This window comes from Actinobacillus ureae ATCC 25976, assembly GCF_000188255.1.
GTDB classification, from domain to species: domain Bacteria; phylum Pseudomonadota; class Gammaproteobacteria; order Enterobacterales; family Pasteurellaceae; genus Actinobacillus; species Actinobacillus ureae.
In genome coordinates, this window is record NZ_GL831081.1 from 28,084 (window position 1) to 45,317 (window position 17,234).

At 39.0% G+C, this 17,234-nt stretch carries 18 protein-coding genes; 7 read left to right on the forward strand and 11 right to left on the reverse strand.

From position 1 onward, the window contains the following. On the forward strand, positions 1-74 hold a 74-nt coding region (locus tag HMPREF0027_RS12010; RefSeq protein WP_155812119.1), incomplete at its 5' end, for an IS3 family transposase. Between the two features lie 45 nt (positions 75-119). Here the strand turns inward: HMPREF0027_RS12010 and dxs are convergent. Both dxs and suhB read right to left on the reverse strand, forming a co-directional pair. After that, positions 120-1,973 carry a 1-deoxy-D-xylulose-5-phosphate synthase gene (gene dxs, locus HMPREF0027_RS07945; protein WP_044024471.1) on the reverse strand — a complete coding sequence of 618 codons (1,854 nt, stop codon included), beginning with the start codon at positions 1,971-1,973 and terminating at the stop codon, positions 120-122. A gap of 121 nt (positions 1,974-2,094) precedes the next feature. After that, entirely contained in the window at positions 2,095-2,907 is an 813-nt protein-coding gene (gene suhB / locus HMPREF0027_RS07950; protein WP_005623962.1) for an inositol-1-monophosphatase, read from the reverse strand. Between the two features lie 166 nt (positions 2,908-3,073). On the opposite strand from suhB, the gene HMPREF0027_RS07955 reads away from it, so the two are divergent. Then, entirely contained in the window at positions 3,074-4,171 is a 1,098-nt protein-coding gene (locus HMPREF0027_RS07955) for a TrmH family RNA methyltransferase (protein WP_005623963.1), read from the forward strand. 46 nt (positions 4,172-4,217) lie between these two features. Here the strand turns inward: HMPREF0027_RS07955 and HMPREF0027_RS07960 are convergent, their stop codons facing one another. From HMPREF0027_RS07960 to HMPREF0027_RS08000, 9 genes are all read right to left on the reverse strand, one after another. Further along, complete coding sequence (locus HMPREF0027_RS07960) at positions 4,218-4,844, reverse strand: LysE family transporter (RefSeq protein WP_044024472.1); 627 nt, start codon at positions 4,842-4,844, stop codon at positions 4,218-4,220. An 8-nt stretch (positions 4,845-4,852) separates the two neighbouring features. Then, positions 4,853-5,326, reverse strand: a complete 474-nt coding sequence (locus tag HMPREF0027_RS07965) for a phosphatidylglycerophosphatase A family protein (RefSeq protein WP_044024531.1) — start codon at positions 5,324-5,326, stop codon at positions 4,853-4,855. A gap of 4 nt (positions 5,327-5,330) precedes the next feature. Continuing rightward, entirely contained in the window at positions 5,331-6,299 is a 969-nt protein-coding gene (thiL, locus tag HMPREF0027_RS07970; protein WP_005623966.1) for a thiamine-phosphate kinase, read from the reverse strand. Between the two features lie 63 nt (positions 6,300-6,362). After that, positions 6,363-6,776 carry a transcription antitermination factor NusB gene (gene nusB, locus HMPREF0027_RS07975; protein ID WP_044024473.1) on the reverse strand — a complete coding sequence of 138 codons (414 nt, stop codon included), beginning with the start codon at positions 6,774-6,776 and terminating at the stop codon, positions 6,363-6,365. A 125-nt stretch (positions 6,777-6,901) separates the two neighbouring features. After that, positions 6,902-8,197: a type IV pilus secretin PilQ gene (pilQ, locus tag HMPREF0027_RS07980; protein ID WP_005623968.1), complete on the reverse strand. Its 1,296-nt coding sequence runs from the start codon at positions 8,195-8,197 to the stop codon at positions 6,902-6,904. A 10-nt stretch (positions 8,198-8,207) separates the two neighbouring features. Beyond that, positions 8,208-8,612, reverse strand: a complete 405-nt coding sequence (locus tag HMPREF0027_RS07985; protein ID WP_044024474.1) for a hypothetical protein — start codon at positions 8,610-8,612, stop codon at positions 8,208-8,210. Next, positions 8,605-9,132: a hypothetical protein gene (locus HMPREF0027_RS07990; RefSeq protein WP_005623972.1), complete on the reverse strand. Its 528-nt coding sequence runs from the start codon at positions 9,130-9,132 to the stop codon at positions 8,605-8,607. The genes HMPREF0027_RS07985 and HMPREF0027_RS07990 overlap by 8 nt, the downstream gene beginning before the upstream one ends. A gap of 2 nt (positions 9,133-9,134) precedes the next feature. Next, positions 9,135-9,656, reverse strand: a complete 522-nt coding sequence (locus HMPREF0027_RS07995; RefSeq protein ID WP_005623974.1) for a hypothetical protein — start codon at positions 9,654-9,656, stop codon at positions 9,135-9,137. Beyond that, the gene (locus HMPREF0027_RS08000) at positions 9,638-10,324 is read right to left on the reverse strand and encodes a type IV pilus biogenesis protein PilM (protein WP_005623977.1); all 687 of its coding nucleotides are present in this window, start codon (positions 10,322-10,324) and stop codon (positions 9,638-9,640) included. Before HMPREF0027_RS08000 ends, HMPREF0027_RS07995 begins: the two co-directional genes overlap by 19 nt. Positions 10,325-10,462: 138 nt before the next feature. Between HMPREF0027_RS08000 and HMPREF0027_RS08005 the strand changes: the two genes are divergently transcribed. The 5 genes from HMPREF0027_RS08005 to HMPREF0027_RS08025 all read left to right on the forward strand — a co-directional run bounded on the left by HMPREF0027_RS08005 (position 10,463) and on the right by HMPREF0027_RS08025 (position 17,205). After that, the gene (locus HMPREF0027_RS08005; RefSeq protein WP_005623979.1) at positions 10,463-13,048 is read left to right on the forward strand and encodes a penicillin-binding protein 1A; all 2,586 of its coding nucleotides are present in this window, start codon (positions 10,463-10,465) and stop codon (positions 13,046-13,048) included. Between the two features lie 262 nt (positions 13,049-13,310). Then, positions 13,311-13,832, forward strand: coding sequence for a shikimate kinase AroK (gene aroK / locus HMPREF0027_RS08010; protein ID WP_005623982.1), 522 nt, complete (start codon positions 13,311-13,313; stop codon positions 13,830-13,832). Between the two features lie 16 nt (positions 13,833-13,848). Beyond that, positions 13,849-14,937, forward strand: coding sequence for a 3-dehydroquinate synthase (gene aroB / locus HMPREF0027_RS08015; protein ID WP_044024475.1), 1,089 nt, complete (start codon positions 13,849-13,851; stop codon positions 14,935-14,937). 3 nt (positions 14,938-14,940) lie between these two features. Then, positions 14,941-15,777: a Dam family site-specific DNA-(adenine-N6)-methyltransferase gene (locus HMPREF0027_RS08020; protein ID WP_005623989.1), complete on the forward strand. Its 837-nt coding sequence runs from the start codon at positions 14,941-14,943 to the stop codon at positions 15,775-15,777. 69 nt (positions 15,778-15,846) lie between these two features. Next, complete coding sequence (locus HMPREF0027_RS08025) at positions 15,847-17,205, forward strand: sodium-dependent transporter (protein WP_005623992.1); 1,359 nt, start codon at positions 15,847-15,849, stop codon at positions 17,203-17,205. Positions 17,206-17,234: the final 29 nt, after the last annotated feature.

Genomic DNA, 17,234 nt, shown 5'->3' on the forward strand with positions numbered 1-17,234 from the left:
ACAACAATGAGCGTATTCAAGTTAAATTAAAAGGACTCAGCCCTGTACAATACAGAACTCGGTCCTTAAATTAAACAGTCTAACTTTTTGGGGTCAGATCAATAAGATGAGCTTTTTCTTTATTGATTAACTACCGCTTGAATTTTCTGCTCAATGCCTGCCGCATCTAAGCCTAAATCTGAATAACTTTCCGTTTGGGTCGCTTGTGGCACAAAGAAATCAGGAATACCAAGCATTACAATCGGTCGAATTTTACCGATTTTTTGCAAATACTCATTCACAAAACTGCCTGCACCACCTTGAATCGCATTTTCTTCCAAGGTCACCAATAACTCATGCGAATCCGCTAATTCCGCTACTAATTGTTCATCAAGCGGTTTCACAAAACGCATATCTATCAGCGTGTAATTATGTTTTTCTGCAACAATACGCGCTTCATTTAGCAATGGCCCAAAGTTTAGAATCGCCACTTTTTGCCCTTGCTGAATCAGCTTACCTTTACCAACTTCAAGCGCTTGCATCGGTTCTAACGCCACACCTTGCGCATTACCTCTCGGGTAACGTACCGCTGTTGGTGTATTCATGCGATAAGCCGTATAAAGCATTTGACGCATTTCATTTTCGTCTGACGGACACATAATCGTCATATTCGGAATACAACGCATAAAACTCACATCAAATGCACCTTGGTGAGTCTGCCCGTCCGCACCGACAATCCCAGCTCGGTCAATCGCAAAAATCACCGGTAAATTTTGAATCGCCACATCGTGAATCAGCTGATCGTAAGCACGTTGCAAGAAACTTGAATAGATCGCTACCACCGGCTTATAACCGGCAATTGCTAAGCCTGCACCGAAAGTCACCGCATGCTGTTCAGCAATCGCAACATCAAAGTATTGTTCAGGGAAGCGTTTTGAAAATTCAACCATGCCCGAACCTTCACGCATTGCCGGTGTAATCCCAATTAACTTGCTGTCTTGTTCCGCCATTTCGCATAGCCAATTACCAAAAATATCCGAATAAGTTGGAATCGTTTTTGATTTCGGCAATTGCCCACGAATCGGGTCAAATTTAGGCACGCCGTGATAGCCAATCGGATCATTTTCCGCCGGCTCGTAACCTTTACCTTTTTTGGTACGAATATGCAAGAACTGCGGGCCTTTTAGCTCACGCATATTGCTAAGCGTTTTGACCAGCTCATCAATATTATGACCGTCCACCGGACCGATATAGTTAAAACCAAGCTCTTCAAACAAGGTACTTTCCGGCGAGATAACCCCTTTCATATGCTCTTCACTTTTCTTCATGAAGTTTTTAATGGTCGGGACTTTATCCAATACTTTTTTACTGCCGTCACGCACGGTTGTATAGATTGAACCTGAGAAAATACGAGCTAAATGATTATTTAGTGCACCGACATTCTCGGAAATCGACATTTCATTGTCATTTAAAATGACTAACATATCCGTATGCATCGCACCTGCATGGTTCATCGCTTCAAATGCCATGCCGGCAGTAATTGCGCCATCGCCGATCACACATACGGTTTTACGTCCGGCATTTTCTTTTTCTGCTGCCACGGCAATGCCGACACCGGCGCTAATTGAAGTAGATGAATGACCAACGCTTAATACGTCATAAAGGCTTTCTTCACGCCAAGGAAAAGGATGGATACCATTCTTTTGACGAATGGTATGCATTTGGTCACGACGACCGGTAAGAATTTTATGAGGATATGCCTGATGACCAACGTCCCAAATGAGTTGGTCAAAAGGTGTTTGATAAACATAATGCAAAGCCACCGTAAGCTCTACCACCCCTAAACCGGAGGCTAAATGGCCACTTGTTTGGCTAACCGATTCAAGTAAATAAGCGCGAAGCTCATCTGCCACAGGCTGTAATTGCTCTTTTGCAAGCAAACGCAAATCTTCCGGAGAGTTGATTTGGCTTAACAGAGAATATTTGTTTTGCATAGTGTTTTCTTTTTTTAATTTAACCACGAGCCATACGGATTAACACGGGTATTGCAAAATAAGCCGAAAATTTGACCGCTTGTTTGTTTTACCCGTGAAATCTATGGTTTAAATTTTTAAATTAGTTTTTAAGATCTTCAGTTAATGTCGGCTGAATCGTATTTAAGATCTCTTTTACCACTCGAACCTGACCTGCTACGACATTACCTGATTTTAAGTAATCCGTACCGCCAACAAAATTCGTTACGATTGCACCAGCTTCACGCGCAATTAAATCGCCCGCCGCACAATCCCAAGGTTTTAAGCCGATTTCAAAGAAGCCATCAACACGATTTGCCGCCACATAAGCCAAATCAAGCGCAGCCGAACCGGTACGACGGAAATCCGCTACGCCGTTATTCATTAAGCCTTCTAGCATATTTAAATGTGCAGGACGATGTTTAGCTGCTTTGAAAGGGAACCCAGTTGCAAGTACAGTACCGTTTAAATCACGGCAATCTGTTTCTACACGTAAACGGAATTCGTTGAGTTTTGCGCCTTCACCACGAACAGCAGTGAAAAGTTCATTACGGATTGGATCGTAAACAACACCCACCGTTGTACAACCATTTTCACGTACCGCAATCGAAACTGCAAAATGAGGTAAGCGTTTCACGAAGTTAGTTGTGCCATCTAATGGATCAATCACCCATTGCACATTTTCGTTTTCGCCTGCCAAAATACCAGACTCTTCACCAACAATAGCGTGATCAGGATAAGATTTACGGATCACTTCGATAATCGCCGCTTCCGCCGCTTTATCAATTGCAGTTACATAATCGTTTGTACCTTTTTGAGCCACTTCGATTTCACTCGCGGCTTGCTCATAGCCTTTAGCAATAATATTGCCTGCTTTTCGTGCAGCACGAATAGCAATGTTTAACATTGGGTTCATAATTCCACCAGATTTTAAAGAACATAAAAAGACGAGTGATTATAAAGAAACTTACCAAATAAAGGAATAACAAGCGGTCTGATTCTCAAAATTTTTTGCAAAAAAGCGATATTTTACTATGCGAATAAACTATAATAGCCCGGAATTTTCCCTAAGGAACGATAGAATGAAACCAAAATTTAATGAAAATAAACCTCGTTTTCAAACCGTTGATGAGCGCCGAGATAACAAATTCCAAACAAAATCAAACCGCTTTAACGATGAACATAACTCAAATCGCCGCGAACAGCGTAATGATCGTTCTTCAAGCCGATTCGAAGATAAACCTCGTTTTGATAAACCTAAATTCGCTAGCGACAAAGCCCGCTTTGAGCGTAAAGATCGCCAAGAAGCTCGTGAAGTGCTTTACCCGACAAGCGGTAAAAAAGCTAGCGGCGAAGGTAATGTACAAATTAGCGTAAAAGGTGGCAATAGCACAATTAAAGAGAAAAAAACCGGCCTGCTTTCTCATCGTGCACCAGAAAAAATTAAGAAAAACCGTGCGGAAGAAATGAAAGTATACGGCGAAAACGCTTGCCTTGCATTGTTTAAACAACGACCAGATGCGATTGTTCGTTTATGGGCAACCGTTGAAGGTGCGAAAAAATTAGGCGATATGCTTAGCTACTTAGCCGAATACAAAAAAGCTTACCACGTGGTAGATCGTGCTGAAATGGAACGTGTTACCGGTACTGAGCACCACGGCGATGTCTGTTTATTAGTCAAAAAAGCCGTACCGTTCTCATTAGAAGGTTATTTACAAGTACCACGTAAACGTGATTGTTTAGTCTTACTGGATGCAGTAAACAATGCACAAAATGTGGGCGGTATTATTCGTACTTGTGCTTTTTATGGGGTAAGCGGTGTAATTGTCGAAAGTGCCGATACACTTAATTCAAGTGCTGCGGCACGTGTTGCCGAAGGTGGTTTAGAGTTTGTTCGTCCGCTCGAAACCAAGCATAAACAAATCGCACTGACACAATTACGCAATGCCGGCTATCAAATCGTGCATTTAACTCGTAATAAACAAGCGACATCATTGGCAAAAACCAAATTAGCCGAAAAAACTGTATTTATATTAAGTGACGTTCCGGCACAAGACATTGAATATCCGGAAGATACCACCGTTCAACTTTCTTTTGAAAACCCGCTTAACAGTGGCTTAAATGTTGCGGTAAGTGCTGGTATCGTGCTGAATCAATGGTATCAAACACATATCGTTTAAGATTGAAACTAACAAACCGGCTTACCTGTTTTAGTTTGGAGCTTTGTTAGCTTATTAGCCCTTTTATTCCATCAAAAATTAAAATCATACCGAATACAATAAAAATCACACCGGCAACATTATCAATATAGCGGCTATATTTTGTATAAAATTCTTGTACCGGTCGGCGAGAAAAGAGCAATGCTACTAATATAAAATAAATTAGCGTTGAAAATACGAACAAAAATAATAAAAGAAATAGATCAGAAGTTTGAGTAAATTGAGCAAGGAATGCAGATACCACGCTCGTAAAATACACACCAGCCTTTGCATTAAAGATATTGATTAATAAGCCTTTTTTAATTTCAGTAAAATTATCTAACTCTCTAAGATTCGTTGGCTCATTCGTGAAAGTTGCATTTTTTGTAACCCTCACCATAAGTGAACCGATATAAGATAAATAGATACCGCCGATCGCCATAATCAAAAATTGGAACATTGTACCGTTCGTATTACTCAACCAAGCCAAGCCGAAAATGGCAAAACTCGCCCAAAAGATGATCCCTAATGAAATCCCGATCGCTGCTAAAATACCAGCCTTAGTTGAATGACTTGCGGATTGGCGTACTACATAAAAAAAGTCAGGACCAGGACTGGCTAACCCAGCTAAATGAACCAACAGAATGGTAAGCATATACTCTCCTAAATAAAACAATAAATTAAATGTAAAGCAGTTAGTGCATAAATTGCGGCAAGAATATCGTCAAACATAATACCTAAACCGGTTTCTAATTTTTCATCAAAATAACGAATTGGATAAGGTTTTAATACATCAAAGAAACGGAAGCAAATAAACGTCAATATATAAGCTAAACTATTATATTCGGGCAAAAACGCAAACATTAGAAAGATTGCCACGATTTCATCCCACACAATACGCCCGTCATCATGTACATTTAGATCACGACTGGTTTGCTCACAAATATGGCAACCGGCAATAAAGCTCACGAGGGTTAAACCGATAAAGAATAAAAAACTCTCAGTCAAATTCCACAATAAAATAGCAATCAACACACCTGCAAGCGAACCCCAAGTTCCCGGTGCCGGCTTTAATAAGCCTGAACCAAAACCACAAGCAAGTAAATGAATCGGACTTTTTAAATTAAAATTTTTCATCGTTTTATACTGATTTAAAATGATCAAAACCAACTTGAGCCAGTAACGGTACTTGTTTACCATTTTGGCGTAAAATCAGACCGCTTGCCGCCGAAATGATCCTACCGATACAGCTCACCTTAATCCCTTGGGAACGTAAAATTTTTTCCATTTCCGACCGCTTGTCATCCGATACGGTAAAACATAATTCGTAATCCTCACCACCGGTTAAAGCAAAATGCCTCGCTTCCTGCTCGCTGTATTTAGCCAGTAGATGTGTAGAAAGTGGTATGTTATCCAATTCGATTTCAGCCCCAACTTGACTACACTCTAAAATATGCCCTAAATCGGCTAATAAGCCGTCGGAAATATCGATCGCACAACGAGAAAATGCTCGTAGTACAAGTCCTAACTCCACTCTCGGTGTAGGGCGTAAATGGCGTCGTACTAAATAGCGGTCGGATTCGTCCGAAATTTTGCAATTATTCAACAACAGGGATAAACCGGCTGCACTATCCCCTAAACTGCCGGAAACAAAAATCCAATCACCGACTTGTGCTTGATGTCGAAACAATCCTTGATCTTTCGGTAAAATACCTTGTACTGTAAGCGTTAGAGAAAGCGGCCCACCGGTAGTATCGCCGCCGATCAAATCTACCTGATAGCGATCTAACACAGCAAATAAACTGTGACTGAACTCAGCAAGCCATTTGTGATCAATTTTCGGAAGCGTTAAAGCTAAAGAAACCCAAGCGGGAGTTGCGCCCATTGCAGCTAAATCACTTAAATTAACCGCTAATGTTTTATAAGCTAAATCCGCAGCGGAAATGGACGGAAGAAAATGCGTTCCCGATACCAATGTATCGGTAGTAATGGCTAAACGCTCATTCGGTTTTAAAGTCGTAACCGCACAATCATCGCCTATTGATAAATCCACGTCCGAACGTACCTTATTACGTCTAAAATATTTTGCGATGACTTCAAACTCCGTCATTTTTCCTCCGTTAAATGATAAAAAAGAAGGCGAACCAATGCTCACCTTCTTTTGATAAATAAATTATTTACGACCTAAAGCCGGTGCTAATTTATCTAAAACACCGTTGATATATTTATGGCTATCGCCTGAACCGAATACTTTCGCCACTTCAATACCTTCATTAATCACCACTTTATAAGGTACATCAAGTTCATATTTTAATTCGTATGCCGAAAGACGTAAAATAGTACGCTCAATCGGATCAACCTCATCTTCCGCACGATCTAAAAACGGACGAAGTGCGCCATCAATCGCTTCTATATATAAAACCGTACTGCGTAATAATTTACGGAAATAAGGCAAATCAACACCATTCATATCTTGGTCTGTGACAAATGATAATTCAACTTCTTCTACACTATTTTGCGATACATACCAAGAATAAAGAGCCTGAACCGCACACTCTCTGGCACGGCGACGTGGAGAAACTTTCATAAAACCTCTGCGTTTATCATAAAGAGCAAAATGGCGGCATTTAAATAAACCGCCACACAAAAATTCGTACGCAATCAATAAATAACTTATTGCGATTTAGACGAGGAATTCTAACACAATTTATCTTATTTTGGCGGTAATTTATGTGGAGAATGAGAGGAAATTTGTGGTTTTCCGTTTTTGACAATATAAGGCGTAACAAAAATCACTAGCTCACGCTTACTAATTTTATCGCTTGAATGACTAAATAACTTTTTAATGACCGGAATTGAACCTAAAATCGGCACTCTATCCTCACCTTTTGCGGTTAAATGCTGAAAAATACCGCCAAGTACAATGGTCTCACCGTGTTGAGCAAATACCTGAGTATTCAGTTCCTGCTTATCAATCGTCACTAAACCGTGTACCGTTGAACTGGTTGAATTCGGTGAATTTTGTGTTACAACTAGATCGAGCAAAATTTGCTTATCGTTTGAAATATGCGGCGTGACTTGTAGCCCTAAAACCGCTTCTTTAAATTCAATATTTTTCACTTCATCTTTACGGTTATACAACACATAAGGAATTTCTGTCCCTTGCTTAATACTTGCCGGCTTCTTATTGGTAGTCAATAAACGGGGACTGGCAATAATTTCTACATTATTTTCTTGTTCCAAAGCGGTGAGTTCCAAATCAAGCACTCGCCCATTAATTTTTGCCACTTGTAGCGCAAGTGAAGCAGCATTATTTACCGGAAAATTGACGTTTAAATGATTAGTATTCGGTAGCCCATTTGCTTCAAGCGAACCGGCAATTTTATGATGTCCGTTTGCCGGAGAAAACATTCCCCAACGCACGCCAAGCTCTTGTAAATTCTCACTACTGATTGTGACTATTCTAGCTTCAATTGCAATCTGTTCGGTCGGTCTATCCAAATTTCTGATTAATTTCACGATATTTTTCATCGATTCCGAGCTATCTTTAATAATCAAACTATTACTGCGATCATCAAAATGTAAATAACCGTTTTCTGATAAAAAATTTCCGCTACCTTTGGTTAAAGATTCAATCACTTCCGCCGCTTTGGCATAATCTAATTTGATGGTTTTAGTAATCAGTTTAGGTTTTAATAATTCCGGATTTAATCCCCTGTTAGGCTCCTTATCGTCTTTTTTATGACCAATAAAATAGATTTGGTTTTCATACGCACTGGTCAACTTATTTGCTCGAGTAATACTTTTTAAAACACTATCAAAATCACTATTTTCAATTCTTAATGTGGTATTCGTTTCAATATTGTCGCTTAGCACAATATTTTTTCCGTGTTCTTCCGCTAAATAACTCAGAATTTCTGCGGTCGGTGCATTTTTTAACGAGATAGAAAATGCATACACAGTAACAGATGAAAATATAAAAAAGAGTAATAAAATCGTTTTCTTCACTGCTCTGCTCCTATAACTTTAAGATAATTAAGCTAGGCGACTGACAATTTTTCTCAGATTGCCAATTAATATAACTAATTGATTTTAAATTAATATCTACAATCTGAATCAGTTCATCCTCCAACCAATCATTGGCTTGTAGCTCAAACAGTTGCTTTTGTACATCCATCAAAATTGCTTTATATTTATCCTGTTTCTTGAGTACGCCGATAAATTTCAATTGGGTTAATTTGGAGGGTAAATAACGATTGTTTCTTGGTGAAGGCAAATTACAAGCGGTTAAATTTTCGGAACTAATTGCAATATTCTTCTCAGCTGAAAATACCGTACTTTTATCAGTTAATTGTTCACCATAAAATGGCTCTGCAATACTTAAAGGTACAAAAAAGAATAATCCAAAAATATATTTATTCATTTTCATCCTCCATTACCATCAAAGTAGCTTTTAATTGCAATTGCTTTTCTGAATTTAATTTAACCAAATTAATCTCCTTAAATCTTAACTGTTTAACTTTAGATAACTTTCTAAGTAAATTAAATACTCTCACCACCTGATGATTTAACGAAAAATATATTGACTTGTCCTGTTCCAAGTTCCATTGCATTTGTTCTAATTTAATTTGATGGAGATTAAATAACTGCTGTAATTGTTGATTCAGCTTGCTGACAGACCGTTCTTTTCTTTTAAAATTTTCATTATGCTTAGAAAGACTTTGATAAAGCTTATGCTTTTGAATAGTTTCATCCGTTAATTGCTGTTTTTCCAATAATAGATCTTGCTGTTGAACAAGCTCATGAAAATAATGATAGGATGGATAAATGACAATTAAAATGAATAAACCGAATAAAATTGTTTTAAAATAGTCATTAATAAAAGATAAAAATCTAAAAACATAACCATGAGGAAATAAATAAAACTTGCTAATAGAAAACATATTTACTCCTTTAATACGATATTTAAACTAAATTCAACTTGATTCTGTTCATTTATCTGAAAATTCACTAATGAAAATTTAAATACTTTGTGCTCAGATAAATATTTCTCTAATTGTTCAAATTGAGTTGATTCCATCAGTCTTCCCGCTACGGTCATACTCGGAACATCATGATATTCCAACGTCACCACATCGACTCCACCTTGTGTTAAAGGCAAATGTTGTAACAAGTCTAAGAATGCGATAACTTGCTTTTCGGTTAACGTTTCACTTGTATGAGTTACAGATAGGTTTCGCCCCTGTTCTAATTTTCTATTCAACTGTTCTAATTCTGTTTTTAGCTGCTGATTGTGGCTGATAAGCGGTCTATTTTTGTCTGCAATTTGCAAGGCACTTAATTGTAAATATATCGCCAGTCCCGTCGCTGCCATGCCAATAGATAATAATCCGTAACATTGCCGATAAATGTTTTGTCGCCAACGTTTTACTCGGAAATCCGTTAAGTTTATCCCTCGCCATTCCATAAACTCGCTCCTAATGCGGTCAAATATAAAAAAGGATCTTTGATCGAATCCTCTAATTCAAATCGGCTTACATTACAGTTGGCTTGTGTCAGCTCAGAACTAAACTCAATTGCTTTCGCTGTTAATCTAAATGTTTTATTTTTTAAAGCGTAAATTCGCTCTTCTTGGGGTAGCTCAGAAGTGGATAAGTAATTAAAACCTCTAACAAAGCAGTAAAGCTCGCAATCAAGAATCGTATCGGGTTTAATTAAAAGTGAATTTGCATAATTTCTGCGTAAAGCATAAATAAGTACTCGAACCAAGCCGTCGTTCGGTAATGGAAAAAGTTGGTAGTCAAAATAAACCTCTTCCAGTGCAAGCGGTAATTCTTGTCTTAACACTTGCAAAATCTGACGGTAGATCATTGTTTCGCTATGGCTGAATGGTAGGAAAATATATTTTCGCCAAATATACTGGAAAGGAACTGAGCGAACAAATGTAGAATTTTTAGGAAATTTAACCGCTTGTTGCCATGAAAAGTCATTATCTTTCGCCTTTGCTTGCCAATAAACCTCAGTTTTATTTTCGGATTCATCCTTCCAAACAAAGCAGCGATAGGCATGATTTTCACTGATGCCAATAAATAAGTTTTTTTGCGTATTTTTCAGCAACTTGGCGAAACTTTTCACAATTTTACTCCTTTAAATTGACTTTGTTTGATTTTTAAGCGGTTTTTTAGGTGTTTTTCGCTTATACTTATATCTTTATAGTGTCTGTATATTGGCTATAAATTTTTATTTCGTCATTTACCAAAAGAGAATTTTTCGATGAAGATCGCAAAAATAATATTAAGTGCTTTTCTTTCTCTCATTATTTTGGGAGGGATTGTCGCTGGTTTAGCGTATTTCCATATCAAAGAAAGCCTACCAAATGTTTCAACATTAAAAAGCGTTGAATTACAGCAGCCGATGCAAATATTCACGGCTGACGGCAAGCTCCTTGGTGAAGTGGGTGAACAGCGCCGTATTCCAGTAAAACTAGCAGAAATTCCACAAACACTTATTGATGCAATTATTGCAACCGAAGATGTTCGTTTCTACGATCACAACGGTATCGACCCTAAAGGGATCGTGCGTGCTATCTGGCGTTCTAGTCAGGGTGATATACAAGGTGCAAGTACAATTACGCAACAGCTGGCAAGAAATTTCTTCTTAACGCCGGAACGTAATATGGAACGTAAGATCAAAGAAGCAATCTTAGCTCTTGAGATTGAGAAAGTACTGAGCAAAGATGAGATCCTTGAGCTTTACCTGAATAAAATTTACTTAGGTTATCGTTCACACGGTGTTGCCGCGGCTGCCAAGACTTATTTTGGTAAGTCATTAGATCAACTTAATTTAAGTGAAATCGCAATTATTGCCGGTTTACCTAAAGCGCCTTCTACGATGAATCCGCTTTACTCGGTAAAACGCGCCGAAGCACGTCGTAATGTTGTATTAGGTCGTATGTTAGAAGTCGGTAAAATTACCCAACAACAGCATGACCAAGCAAAAGCAGAACCGGTAAAAGCTACCTTCTATGGTACCGCTTTAGAATTTAGAGCCGACTATGTAACCGAAATGGTTCGTCAAGAGATGGTGAAGCGTTATGGTGAAGACGTTGCATATAACAAAGGTTTTAAAGTGTATGCAACCGTGCTGTCTACTGACCAAAAAGCGGCTCAAGACGCACTAAGCGAAAACTTAATTAACTATGACCGCCGCCACGGTTGGCGTGGAGCTGAAAAGTTTTGGAGCGGCAAAAATGCCTGGGATGATGAAAAAATTATCGAACACCTAAGCAAATTACCGAATTCAGAACCATTCGTCGGGGCAGCCGTTGTTGCAACCAGCAAAAACGGTTATACTATTATGTTGGCTAACGGCGATAAAGCCGAATTGAAAAACGCAAACGCCACATTTGGTAAGTCGATAAAATTAAATGTCGGTGAACAAATTTGGGTTCGCCAAACAAAAACCGGAGGCGATTGGCAGCTAGGTCAGATTCCTGAAGTAAACTCGGCATTGGTGTCATTAAACAGTGATAACGGTGCAATTGAAGCAATCGTCGGTGGATTTAGCTTTGAACAAAGTCGCTTTAATCGAGCGACCCAATCTTTAGTTCAAGTTGGTTCGTCAATCAAACCGTTTATTTATACCGCGGCAATGAATAAAGGTTTAAGCCTTTCAACCACACTGAGCGATTCACCAATTACAATTATTAAGCGCGGGCAAAAGCCTTGGACGCCGAAAAATGCAGATAATCGCTACGAAGGCCCGTTGCGCTTGCGTGTTGCGCTAGGTAAATCTAAAAACATGGTGGCAATCCGAACCTTACAAATGGCAGGTTTAGACTATGTTGCGGAATATTTAGAACGTTTTGGTTTCAGTCGTGATCAATTTATGGCAACCGAAGCACTAGCACTAGGTGCTGCTTCTTTTACGCCACTAGAAATGGCTCGTGCCTACGCTGTATTCGATAACGGCGGTTACCTGATCGATCCTTATATTATTGATCGTATTTTAGATAACCAGGGCAATGAATTATTTAAAGCAAATCCGGCCATTGCTTGTGTGGAATGTGCTCATATTCCGGTGAAATACCCTGAACCGACTTATTTTGATGGTGTAAAAATCCATGATGAAGAACAACTACGTGAAGCATTAGGTACGACTGGAGAAGAAAATATTACGGAAGAGGCCGAAACAGAAATTGCTGCCGAGGCTGAACCGGAAATCAAATCGGCAGTGAAAACTAATGCGCCAAGCCTAATGACAGAATCGGCGCAAAACTCTTCAGAAGTTCGTTATGCCCCGCGTGTGATTAGTGGTGAATTAGCATTCTTAATGCGTAGCGCATTAAATAGTGCAATCTATGGTGAACCGGGACAAGCTTGGAACGGTACCAGCAAAGCACTTGCTAATGACTTCAAACGTAAAGATATAGGTGGAAAAACCGGTACTACAAACAATTCAAAAGTGACTTGGTATGCTGGTTTTGGCGCTAATATCGTCACAACCGTTTATGTTGGTTTTGATGATAACAAACGTGATTTAGGTCGTGGCGAAGCCGGAGCGAGAACAGCAATGCCAGCTTGGGTTAAATATATGAAAGTGGCATTAAAGGACAAACCTGAACGTAACTTCCCTATGCCTCAAAACATTGTTGAAGCCCAAATTGATTCTACAAGCGGTTTCTTAGGCAGCAACCTAACCGAGTACTTTATTAAAGGTACGGAACCAACGAAAAAATATATCGTTGAAAAAGCTTATAAAGTACCGCAACCACAGAACAAACAGCTACATATTGAGCAACGTTTAGGCTTACCGCCTAAAGGGGTTTTAAGTTCACCGGAAGGCAGTGAATTATTCTAAAAAATAATGTAAAAATTTGGAGATAATCTCTCCTATAAGGTTGAAATTAGGTATGATTTCTTGAGATAATCACACCTAATTTTATTTTGGGCGATTTGTGGCATCTATACTATTTGAATTAATCGAAAAATCATAATTGTAAAATTTTTCGCAAAACAGACCGCTTGCCATTGCCAATTGAAGGCAGTAAGGCATAAGCGGTCGTTTTCTTTCCACAAGTCGAGTTGTTTAAATTAGTTGTCGAATAAATGAAGAAAAAATAATGGCTGAAAAACGTAATATTTTCTTAGTGGGTCCAATGGGAGCAGGGAAAAGCACTATTGGTCGCCAGCTGGCACAAATGTTGAATATGGATTTTATTGATTCCGATTCTGTAATTGAAGAACGTGCCGGTGCAGATATTGATTGGATCTTCGATGTAGAAGGTGAAGCAGGCTTTCGTAAACGCGAAGAGAGAATTATTAATGAATTAACCCAAAATCAAGGGGTAGTACTTTCAACTGGCGGTGGTTCGGTATTATCAAAAGATAACCGCAACGTGCTTTCTGCCAGAGGTATTGTGATCTACCTAGAAACAACCGTAGATAAGCAATTTGAACGCACGCAACGTGATAAAAAACGTCCATTACTTCAAACGGAAGACCCACGTAAAACACTTGAGGAGTTAGCAAAAGTTCGAAATCCGTTATATGAAGAAATTGCTGACATAACACTACAAACCGATGAACAGAGTGCAAAAGTTGTTGCAACTCATATCATCGAACTAATTGATAATTTACAGTAACCACAAGGGGCAAGATATGTTACAAGTGAATGTTGAATTAAAAGAACGTCGTTATCCGATTATTATTGGAGCCGGCCTGTTAACAGATCCGCAAAGTTATGCTCCGTTAAAAGCCGGTGATAAAGTAATGATTGTCTCTAATCCAACGGTTGCTGAACATTATCTTGCCACGGTTCAAGACACTCTAACCGAATTAGGTTGTTGTGTAGATTACGTATTGATTCCCGATGGGGAAAAATACAAAACCTTAGACTCTCTCAATATGATTTTTACCGCATTATTGGAAAAAAATCATAACAGAGATACTACGCTAATTGCATTAGGTGGTGGCGTTATCGGAGATGTCGCTGGCTATGCCGCAGCATCTTATCAACGAGGCATCCGTTTTATTCAAATCCCAACCACTTTGCTTGCACAAGTGGATTCTTCCGTAGGCGGTAAAACGGCGGTAAATCACCCTTTAGGCAAAAATATGATTGGTGCTTTTTACCAACCGATTTCGGTAATTATTGATACGAATAGCTTACACACTTTAGCTAAACGAGAAGTCAGTGCTGGTCTAGCCGAAGTTATCAAATATGGGGCTATTTTTGATCTCGCCTTTTTTGAATGGTTAGAACAAAATATTGATAAACTTGTCACCCTTGATCAAAACGCATTGGAATACTGTATCCAGCGCTGTTGCCAATTAAAAGCCGATATTGTAGCACGAGACGAAACAGAAAAAGGTAATCGTGCTTTATTAAATTTAGGTCATACGTTCGGCCATGCTATTGAAGCGCATATGGGATATGGTAACTGGTTACATGGTGAAGGGGTATCAGTCGGTATGCTTGAAGCAGCTGAATTATCTCGAATTCTCGGTGATTTAACCGAACAAGACGTAGCTCGTCTTGAGAAGTTATTAGCTCGAGCGGTTTTACCAACTATCTCACCAGATAATATGGAACCGGCGGAATATCTCCCTTATATGTGGCGTGATAAAAAAGTACTAGGTGGTCAATTACGTTTAATCTTACTTAAATCACTTGGTCAAGCCTACGTCAGCGCACAAGCAACAGAAGCACAAGTATTAGCAGCAATAGAACGCTTCACTCAACGCTAATTTATGAGCAACCACAAACGTGCCTTTTTAAAATGGGCGGGCGGAAAATATCGTCTAACCCCAGAAATCAACAAACATTTGCCCCCTAAGCCTGCTCAGGGGGCTTGTTTCGTTGAGCCATTTGTAGGTGCTGGCTCTGTATTTTTGAATACTGATTATGACCGCTATTTACTTGCCGACATTAACCCAGATCTCATTAACCTGTTTAATATCGTAAAGCAAGACGTAGAACATTATATTCAGCAAACAAAATCGCTCTTTCATGCGCCGAACGCCAATAGCACTGAATTTTATTACGCTCGCCGTCAGGAATTTAATCAATCTCAAGATAAATTCCGCCGAGCGGTGCTCTTCTTATATCTAAACCGTTTTGGCTTTAATGGGCTTTGTCGCTATAACCAAAAGCGAGAATACAATGTGCCGTTTGGTGCATATAAAACGCACTACTTTCCTGAGCAAGAGTTACGTTTTTTTTCTGAAAAAGCGCAAAGAGCGGAGTTTATTTGCGCTGATTTTGAAGAGGTGTTCAACTTATTGGAACAAAAGCCAGATAACTATATTGTTTATTGTGATCCACCTTATGTTCCACTTCAGCAAGAAAGTAATTTTACTAATTATGCAGGAGGAGGCTTTAGTCTCACACAACAAGAACGCCTTGCTTCTTATGCCAAACAAGCGCAAGCCAAAAATATTCCAGTATTAATTTCAAATCATGATACGGCCTTTACCCGTAGCATTTATAAAGGTGCAAAAATCAAAAAAATTCAAGTCCAGCGTTCTATTAGCCAAAAAGGCGATGCTCGTATAAAAGTTGATGAATTATTTGCACTTTTTGCATAAACCTATCTTTGTAAAAAATTTTAAAAATCAGACCGCTTGTCGGTCTTTATTAGCCCTTTAGGAGTAATAATGTCAAATAAACCTGTAGAACGCCAATCGTGGTCAAACCGACTGGCTTATGTGATGACTGTTGCCGGTGCAACTGTCGGTTTTGGCGCAACTTGGCGCTTTCCTTACCTTGTAGGCGAAAATGGTGGCGGAGCTTACGTATTTCTATTCTGTATCGCAATGATTGTGATCGGTATCCCTATGATTTTGGTGGAAAATGTTATCGGTCGCCGTATTAAAGTAAACGCAATTGATGCATTTAGCGGAACAGCAAACGGTAAAAAAATTGCCTCAGGTTGGAAAATTCTCGGCTATATGGGCTTACTCGGCGCATTTGGTATCTTAGCTTACTATATGGTTTTAGGCGGATGGGTATTAAATTATATCGGTAGCTTATTAAGTGGTACCCTTGATTTATCTTCTCCGGTTACCGTTGAAACGACGGCTGCTTATTACAAAGAAAGTATTCAAAACAGCCCGCTCGCGATCATTGGCTACACGGCGATTTTCGTTTTAGTGAATTACTTTATTTTAGTCAAAGGAATCGTTGACGGTATTGAGCGTTCAGTAAAATACTTAATGCCGATTTTATTTGTTTTCTTACTGGTAATGGTGATTCGTAACGTTACATTACCGAGTGCAGCGGAAGGTATTGCTTTCTACCTTATGCCAGATTTTTCTAAAATCACACCTAAACTGTTTGTGTTTGTGTTAGGGCAGGTATTCTTCGCATTAAGCCTTGGCTTTGGCGTATTAATTACTTTATCAAGCTACTTAGATAAAAATGAAAACTTAGTAAAAACAGCTACAATTACCGGTATTATGAATACCCTAATTGCCGTGCTTGCCGGTTTTATGATCTTCCCATCATTATTTAGCTTCGGTGTTGCGCCAAACTCTGGACCAACCTTAGTATTCCAAAGTTTACCGATCGTGTTCTCTAATATGTGGGGCGGAAGTATCTTTGCGGTTATTTTCTTCAGTTTATTAGTGGTTGCAGCACTCACTACTTCACTCACTATTTACGAGGTAATTATCACTGCATTACAAGAGAAAACCAAAATGAGTCGTAAAGCGGCAATTGCCTTAACGCTTGGTACTATTTTCGTCGTGGGCAATATCCCATCCGTATTAGGTGATAATGAGTGGAAACATATCACAATTATGGGCAAAAGCATCTTTGATGCCTTCGACTATATCAGTGGTAATATCTTATTTATCTTAACCGCATTAGGCAGCGCGATTTTCGTTGGCTTTGTCCTAAAAGATGAAGCAAAAGCAGAATTAGGTGCAAATAAAACTTTCACCAATATCTGGTTTAACTACGTAAGATTTGTTATCCCGGTCATTATTTTAGCGATCTTCTTTAATTCACTTTAAATTACAAAAAGCTATTCAATAATGATCTG